Origin of the sequence: Mycolicibacter sinensis (assembly GCF_001673565.1) — a bacterium.
GTDB lineage: Bacteria > Actinomycetota > Actinomycetes > Mycobacteriales > Mycobacteriaceae > Mycobacterium > Mycobacterium sinense_C.
Window position 1 is genome coordinate 147,440 of the sequence record NZ_LZMF01000137.1, and the last position, 6,932, is coordinate 154,371.

General features: G+C 67.8%; 7 protein-coding genes and 1 pseudogene. 6 read left to right on the forward strand and 2 right to left on the reverse strand.

Going from position 1 to position 6,932, the window contains the following annotated elements; all coding sequences use genetic code 11:
* Positions 1-185: 185 nt before the first annotated feature.
* The 6 genes and pseudogenes from sdhC to A5648_RS20395 form a co-directional block, all read left to right on the forward strand.
* Positions 186-620, forward strand: a complete 435-nt coding sequence (sdhC, locus tag A5648_RS20370) for a succinate dehydrogenase, cytochrome b556 subunit (RefSeq protein ID WP_428844364.1) — start codon at positions 186-188, stop codon at positions 618-620.
* On the forward strand, positions 617-1,084 hold the full coding sequence (locus tag A5648_RS20375) for a succinate dehydrogenase hydrophobic membrane anchor subunit (RefSeq protein ID WP_065026269.1): 468 nt from the start codon (positions 617-619) through the stop codon (positions 1,082-1,084). The genes sdhC and A5648_RS20375 overlap by 4 nt, the downstream gene beginning before the upstream one ends.
* A 31-nt stretch (positions 1,085-1,115) precedes the next feature.
* Entirely contained in the window at positions 1,116-2,870 is a 1,755-nt protein-coding gene (gene sdhA, locus A5648_RS20380) for a succinate dehydrogenase flavoprotein subunit (protein WP_065026270.1), read from the forward strand.
* A complete protein-coding gene (locus tag A5648_RS20385; RefSeq protein WP_234787496.1) occupies positions 2,870-3,727 on the forward strand; it encodes a succinate dehydrogenase iron-sulfur subunit in 858 nt (285 codons plus the stop codon). Before sdhA ends, A5648_RS20385 begins: the two co-directional genes overlap by 1 nt.
* Positions 3,728-3,862: 135 nt before the next feature.
* On the forward strand, positions 3,863-4,654 hold the full coding sequence (locus A5648_RS20390) for a 3-oxo-5-alpha-steroid 4-dehydrogenase (RefSeq protein WP_065026271.1): 792 nt from the start codon (positions 3,863-3,865) through the stop codon (positions 4,652-4,654).
* Between the two features lie 6 nt (positions 4,655-4,660).
* Positions 4,661-5,278 (forward strand): annotated as a pseudogene (locus A5648_RS20395) (carboxymuconolactone decarboxylase family protein); the annotation flags it as partial.
* Between the two features lie 79 nt (positions 5,279-5,357).
* On the opposite strand, the gene A5648_RS20400 reads toward A5648_RS20395, so the two are convergent.
* Together A5648_RS20400 and A5648_RS20405 are read right to left on the reverse strand one after the other, a co-directional pair.
* Positions 5,358-6,254 (reverse strand): sigma-70 family RNA polymerase sigma factor, encoded by an 897-nt coding sequence (locus tag A5648_RS20400; RefSeq protein ID WP_065026273.1) that lies wholly within the window; start codon positions 6,252-6,254, stop codon positions 5,358-5,360.
* Positions 6,255-6,280: 26 nt separating this feature from the next.
* Positions 6,281-6,718 (reverse strand): hydrogenase, encoded by a 438-nt coding sequence (locus A5648_RS20405; RefSeq protein ID WP_065026274.1) that lies wholly within the window; start codon positions 6,716-6,718, stop codon positions 6,281-6,283.
* Positions 6,719-6,932 lie beyond the last annotated feature (214 nt).

The following is a 6,932-nucleotide window of genomic DNA, read 5'->3' on the forward strand; positions in this document are numbered from 1 at the left end:
CCGTCCGCATCGGCTTGTCGAATGTCACCCTAACTTCGGCTATTCCTACCCGCCGGTAACTTCGACGTGGTCGTTTCCACCCTGTGGATGGGTTTAGAGTCCAAGCCGAGGTTTATTGGCAGCGAGGGCGTTGTGTAGCTGCCGCGAGCGTGGATCAAACGGGTGGCTACCGATATTTGGAGGCGCTGATGACGGCGACATCCGCCGATGCGGCGAGGCCCGGGACGCAGGCTGACGCCCGGCGTCCCCGGCGGCAGAGTCTGTATAAGGGCGACCCCGGAATGTGGGCGTTCGCCCTGCACCGGATCACCGGTGCGGCCATCTTCTTCTTCCTGTTCGTGCACGTGATCGACACGGCCCTGGTGCGGGTCAGCCCGCAGGCCTACACCGAGGTCATCGAGACCTACAAGACGCCGATCGTCGGCCTGATGGAGCTGGGCCTGGTGGCCGCGGTGCTCTTCCACGGCCTCAACGGAATCCGGCTGATCCTGATCGACTTCTGGTGGCAGGGCTGCCGCTGGCAGCGCCAGATGCTGGTGGCCGTCGCCGCCATCTGGCTGGTGGTGATGGTTCCGGTGGTGGTCCGGATCGGCATGCACATGGCGGAGCGATTCTTATGAGCACACCTGACCTGCAACTAGGCCGCGGCGCGTTGGCCCCGGTGCGCGGCCCGGACCGCGACCGCCCGGCCAGCCTGGGCGACCCGCGCTCGCCGCGGCGGTCCGCCGGGATGCCCAACTTCGAGAAGTACACCTGGCTGTTCATGCGGTTCTCCGGCGCCGTGCTGATCTTCCTGGTGCTCGGTCACCTGTTCATCATGCTGATGTGGGACGACGGGGTGTACCGGATCGATTTCAACTACGTGGCCGAGCGCTGGCACTCGCCGTACTGGCAGATCTGGGACCTGGCCCTGCTGTGGCTGGCCGAACTGCACGGCGCCAACGGCCTGCGCACGATCATCGCCGACTACACCCGCAGCGCGCGCAGCCGGTTCTGGCTGCTGAGCCTGCTGGCGTTCTCGGTGGTCTTCACGCTGGCGCTCGGCAGCTACGTGCTGCTGAGCTTCGACCCGAACATCTCTTGACGGCAATCGGTAGCGAACGGGTGATATCGCGGTGATTCAGGAACATCGATACGACGTGGTGATCGTCGGCGCCGGCGGCGCCGGGATGCGCGCGGCCGTCGAGGCGGCGCCGCGGGCCCGCACCGCGGTGCTGACCAAGCTGTACCCGACGCGCAGTCACACCGGCGCCGCACAGGGCGGCATGTGCGCCGCGCTGGCCAACGTCGAGGACGACAACTGGGAGTGGCACGCCTTCGACACCGTCAAGGGCGGCGACTACCTGGCCGACCAGGACGCGGTGGAGATCATGGCCAAGGAGGCCATCGACGCGGTGCTGGACCTGGAGAACATGGGCATGCCGTTCTCCCGCACCCCTGAGGGCCGCATCGACCAGCGCCGGTTCGGCGGGCACACCCGCGACCACGGCAAGGCCCCGGTGCGCCGCTCCTGCTACGCCGCCGACCGCACCGGCCACATGATCCTGCAGACGCTCTACCAGAACTGCGTCAAGCACAACGTGGAGTTCTTCAACGAGTTCTACGTACTGGACCTGGTGCTCACCGAGACCGCGTCCGGCCCGGTGGCCACCGGCGTGGTGGCCTACGAGCTGGCCACCGGCGAGATCCATGTCTTCCACGCCAAGGCGATCGTGCTGGCCACCGGCGGGTCGGGCCGGATGTACAAGACCACCTCCAACGCCCACACCCTGACCGGCGACGGCATGGGCGTCGTCTTCCGCAAGGGACTGCCTCTGGAGGACATGGAGTTCCACCAGTTCCACCCGACGGGGCTGGCCGGGCTGGGCATCCTGATCTCGGAGGCCGTGCGCGGTGAGGGTGGCCGACTGCTCAACGCCGACGGCGAGCGGTTCATGGAGCGCTACGCCCCGACCATCGTCGACCTGGCGCCGCGTGACATCGTGGCCCGTTCGATGGTGCTCGAGGTGCTCGAAGGCCGCGGCGCCGGGCCGAACAAGGACTACGTCTACATCGACGTACGCCACCTCGGCGCCGACGTGCTCGAAGAAAAGCTGCCCGACATCACCGAGTTCGCCCGCACCTACCTGGGCGTGGACCCCGTCACCGAGCTGGTGCCGGTCTACCCGACCTGCCACTACGTGATGGGCGGCATCCCGACCACGAACACCGGGCAGGTGCTGCGGGACAACACCGCCACCGTGCCCGGGCTGTACGCCGCCGGCGAGTGTGCCTGCGTGTCGGTGCACGGAGCCAACCGGCTGGGCACCAACTCGCTGCTGGACATCAACGTGTTCGGCCGCCGCGCCGGTATCGCCGCCGCCGAGTACGCCAACGGCCACGACTTCACCGAGATGCCGGAGAACCCGGCCGAGATGGTGGTCAACTGGGTCGCCGACATCCTGTCCGAACACGGCAATGAACGCGTCGCCGACATCCGCGGCGCCCTGCAGCAGTCGATGGACAACAACGCCGCGGTGTTCCGCACCGAGAAGACCCTCAAGCAGGCGCTGAGCGACATCCACGCTTTGAAGGAGCGCTACGCCCGGATCACCGTGCACGACAAGGGCAAGCGCTTCAACTCCGACCTGCTCGAGGCGATCGAGCTGGGCTTCCTGCTGGAGCTGGCCGAGGTCACCGTGGTCGGCGCCTTGAACCGCCAGGAATCCCGCGGTGGACATGCCCGCGAGGACTACCCCAACCGCGACGACGTCAACTACATGCGCCACACCATGGCCTACAAGCAAGGCCCCGACCTGATCGCCGACATCCGGTTGGACTACAAGCCGGTGGTGCAGACCCGCTACGAACCGAAGGAACGGAAGTACTGATGGCTGACGGCTGCTGCGGATCAGATTCAGGCTGCTGCTCGCCGGCTCCGTCGAGTGCGCCGCCGGCGGCGCTGGTCGACGGCCCGCCCGCCGGTGACCCGCCGCTGCCCCCGATCCCCGAGGGCGCCCGGATGGTCACCCTCAAGATCGCCCGCTACAACCCGGAGAACCCCGACGCCTACGCCGCCACCGACGGCTGGCAGAGCTTCCGGGTGCCGGCGCTGCCCACCGACCGGTTGCTCAACCTGCTCATCTACGTCAAGAGCTACCTGGACGGCACGCTGACCTTCCGTCGGTCCTGCGCGCACGGGGTGTGCGGCTCCGACGGGGTGCGGGTCAACGGCAACAACAAGCTGGCCTGCAAGATGCTGATGCGCGACATCCTGCCGAAGAACCCGGCCAAGGAGCTGACGCTGACCATCGAGCCGATGCGCGGGCTGCCGGTGGAAAAAGACCTCGTGGTCAACATGGAACCGTTCATGGATGCCTACAAGGCGATCAAGCCCTACCTGATCACCAGCGGCAACCCGCCCACCAAGGAGTGGATCCAGAGCCCGCACGACCGGCACCGCTACGACGACACCACAAAGTGCATCCTGTGTGCCATCTGCACCACCAGTTGCCCGGTGTACTGGAGCGAGGGAACGTATTTCGGTCCGGCGGCGATCGTCAACGCCCACCGGTTCATCTTCGACTCGCGTGACGAGGGTGCCGCCGAGCGCCTGGACATCCTCAACGAGGTCGACGGGGTGTGGCGCTGCCGCACGACGTTCAACTGCACCGACGCCTGCCCGCGCGGTATCGAGATCACCAAGGCGATCCAGGAGGTCAAGCGGGCCCTGATGTTCGCCCGCTGATTTCCAGCCGCCATTTGCGCGAGCAGTCCCCCGCAAGCGGGAGGTGCCCCCAGCGAAAGCCCCCATTCCTGCGTGGAAATGGGGGCTTTCGCGTCTGATCGCCACGTGGAGGACCGGCCGTGATAGGACACTGGGATGCACTGGTACACCGGTAACACCGTCTACGACACCGTCCTGACCGCGGCGTTCGGCTTCGCCGCGTTCGTGATCATCGGCGGCTTCTTCGGCCAGAGCTCCTACGGGCGGTTCTCCTCGGCGAAGCTCGGCTTCAACCTGAACCCGAAGTTCGGCTGGTGGCTGATGGAGATCCCGGCGACGGTGGTGTTCTTGGCCGCCTACCTCAGCGGGCCGGCCCGGTTCGAGCCGACTTCCCTTGTGCTGGCTGGGATCTGGGCGCTGCATTACGCCAACCGCGGCTGGTTCTTCCCACTGGCGATCCGCCAGGTGCCCGGCAAGCGCAGCACCTTCAACATCTCGGTGGTGGTGATGGGCATGCTCGTCACGACGATGCACGGCTACCTCAACGGGGCGCTGTTCAGCCACGACTACCTGGGGCAGTACGGCAGCGCCTGGTTGACCGACCCGCGCTTCGTGGTGGGCCTGGTGATCTACCTGTGCGGCTTCGCGCTGATCGTGAACTCCGAGTCGATCGTGCGCAACCTGCGCGACAAGAAAAGCCCCGGGGCGGCCGAGTACCGGGTCCCGTTCGGCGGCGGCTTCCGATTCGTCACCAGCCCGGCATATCTGGGCGAGCTGATCGCCTGGACCGGTTTCGCGGTGCTGACCTGGGCGCTGCCCGGCGTGGTGATCCTGCTGATCACCGCCGGCAACCTGATCCCCCGGGCGCTGCAGACCCACCGCTGGTACCGGGAGAAATTCGCCGACTACCCCGCCGACCGCAAGGCCCTGGTGCCGTTCCTGCTCTGAGGCCCCTGCTCGTCACACTTCCGCGGGCTGTCTCGTCTAAGGGGTATGACTACTCAACCTCGCATCGAACCCCTGGCCCCGAAACGCACCAACCTGCTGACCCGCGCCATGTACCGCTACGCCAAGCGCCGCTTCGGTGAGGTCCCCGAGCCCTTCACCGTCATCGCGCATCACCCGCGGCTGCTGGTGGCCGCCGCCGCCCACGAGGGGCTGCTGCAGTCCGGGTCACGCAAGCTGCCCGCCGAAGTGCGCGATCTGGCGGTGTTCTGGACCGCCCGCACCATCGGCTGCTCGTGGTGCGTCGACTTCGGCTCCATGCTGCAACGCCTGGAAGGCATGGACATGGAACGGCTGCAAAGCATCGACGACTACGCGACCTCCCCGCGCTTTTCCGCCGACGAACGGGCCGCAATCGCCTATGCCGACGCGATCACCGCCGACCCGCACTCGGTCACCGACGAGCAGGTCGCCGATCTACGCCAACGGTTCGGCGACGACGGTGTCATCGAGCTGACGTATCAGATCGGGGTCGAGAACATGCGGGCCCGGATTTACGCGGCGCTGGGCATCACCGAGCAGGGCTTCAACTCCGGGGATGCCTGCCGGGTGCCGTGGGCTCAGTAAGGCCTCGAAGCTGGGGTTAGCGTGCAGAAGTTCGAGACGACCTCACGGTAACTACAGTCTCGAGCGACACCGGCGGTGGCTAGGACCGCAGCGGAGTAGCGGTGAACTTGTCCGGGTTGGCGATGTCCCAGACGGCGTAGACCAGACCGTCGCGCACCGTCAGCGCGGTGACACGCGGCATCAGCTCGGCGAACCCCTCGGCACCTGGCGCACCCGGCGTGTAGGTGCCCAGTTCCCCGTTGACCAGCGCCGGCTGGTTCGCGGTCATCAGGGTCGGCCCGTACCGGCGCGCCAAGCCGAACAGGAACCGTGCCACCTTCTCCGGGCCCCGGATGACCCGCACGGCGGTCGGCGCCCGGCGGTTGGCGTCGCCGGTGAACGTCACGTCGGGGTGCAGCAGCGCCACCACCGCGTCCAGGTCGCCGGCGGCCATCGCGGCCATCAGCGACCCGACCGCCTCGGCGTGCCGCGGATCGGGTTGCGGCGGCGGATCGGCGGCAACGGCGCGCCGGGCCCGCGACGCCAGCTGCCGGGCGGCGGCCTCGCTGGTGTGCAGCACCTCGGCCACCTCACCGAAGGGCACCGCGAACCCGTCGTGCAGCACGAACGCCACCCGCTGATCGGGATTCAGCCGCTCGAGCACCACCATCGCGGCGAACCGGGCGTCTTCGCCGGCCACCACCGCCGACAGCGGATCATCAGCGTCGATACCGGTCACCACCGGCTCCGGAAGCCATTCGCCCACATAGGATTCCCGCCGCCGCGACGCCGAGCGCAACCGGTCCAGGCCGAGCCGGCTCACCACCGTCGTCAACCAGGCCCGCGGGTCGGCGATCTGGTCGCGCTCGGCGGCAGCGAAGCGCAACCAGGCGTCCTGCACGATGTCCTCGGCGTCGGCGAACATGCCGGTGAGCCGGTAGGCCACCGCCAAAAGATGCGGCCGCAACGCCTCGAAGTCCTCGACCGCCGCCGTCATCGCACCAGCCTAAGCGCGGGCGGTGCTCACTGCTCCCGGCCGGCGCCGGGCCACAGGCCGACCAGCGCGATCACGCAGACCGCCAGCATCGCCACGGTCAAGCTGTACAGACCGGCGTCGACGAGATTCTCCTGCCACCCGGTGCCATGGTGACCGGCGCCCGCGATCGGAGTCGTCCGGCCGGTGCCGAAGAGCGCCGCGGCCAGGGTGGTGGCCCAGTTGGTATAGGTGCCGTAGAGCGCCAACCAGAACAGCGCCGTCAGCCAGCGCGCCGAGAGCCGCAAGCGGCCCCACAACAGCCCGAGCACCACGAGGAACACGCCGTTCATCACGCCTTCCAGGTGCGCGGACAACCCCATACGGGGGTTGTTCATCGCCCCGGTCACCAGCCCGGTGAGCAAACCCAGCAGGAACAGCAAGACGCCGAACCACAGCAGGAGCCGGTCCTTGTCGACGCGTCTCATCGGCCCTCCTTCGATCCGAGCACGACACTATTCCGTCGGGCGCATTGCCAACCGGATTCGCGGAGACCGCCTTAATGTCGTCGACATGAGCCCCAAGCCGCGCATCTCCCCCGTCCGCTGGCGGCCCCCGCCGTCGCGCCCGCCGGTGTTGGTCACCACCCTGGGCGCGGTGCCGTCGGGGCCGACGGCGATGATGCGCCCGTCCTCGACGCCG

What these genes read in the sequence shown, in the direction of transcription:
- A5648_RS20375 (WP_065026269.1), top strand. Translation starts at nt 617, where the DNA reads ATGAGCACACCTGACCTGCAACTAGGCCGCGGCGCGTTGGCCCCGGTG.
- A5648_RS20385 (WP_234787496.1), top strand. Translation starts at nt 2,870, where the DNA reads ATGGCTGACGGCTGCTGCGGATCAGATTCAGGCTGCTGCTCGCCGGCT.
- A5648_RS20390 (WP_065026271.1), top strand. Translation starts at nt 3,863, where the DNA reads ATGCACTGGTACACCGGTAACACCGTCTACGACACCGTCCTGACCGCG.
- A5648_RS20400 (WP_065026273.1), bottom strand. Translation starts at nt 6,254, where the DNA reads ATGACGGCGGCGGTCGAGGACTTCGAGGCGTTGCGGCCGCATCTTTTG.
- A5648_RS20405 (WP_065026274.1), bottom strand. Translation starts at nt 6,718, where the DNA reads ATGAGACGCGTCGACAAGGACCGGCTCCTGCTGTGGTTCGGCGTCTTG.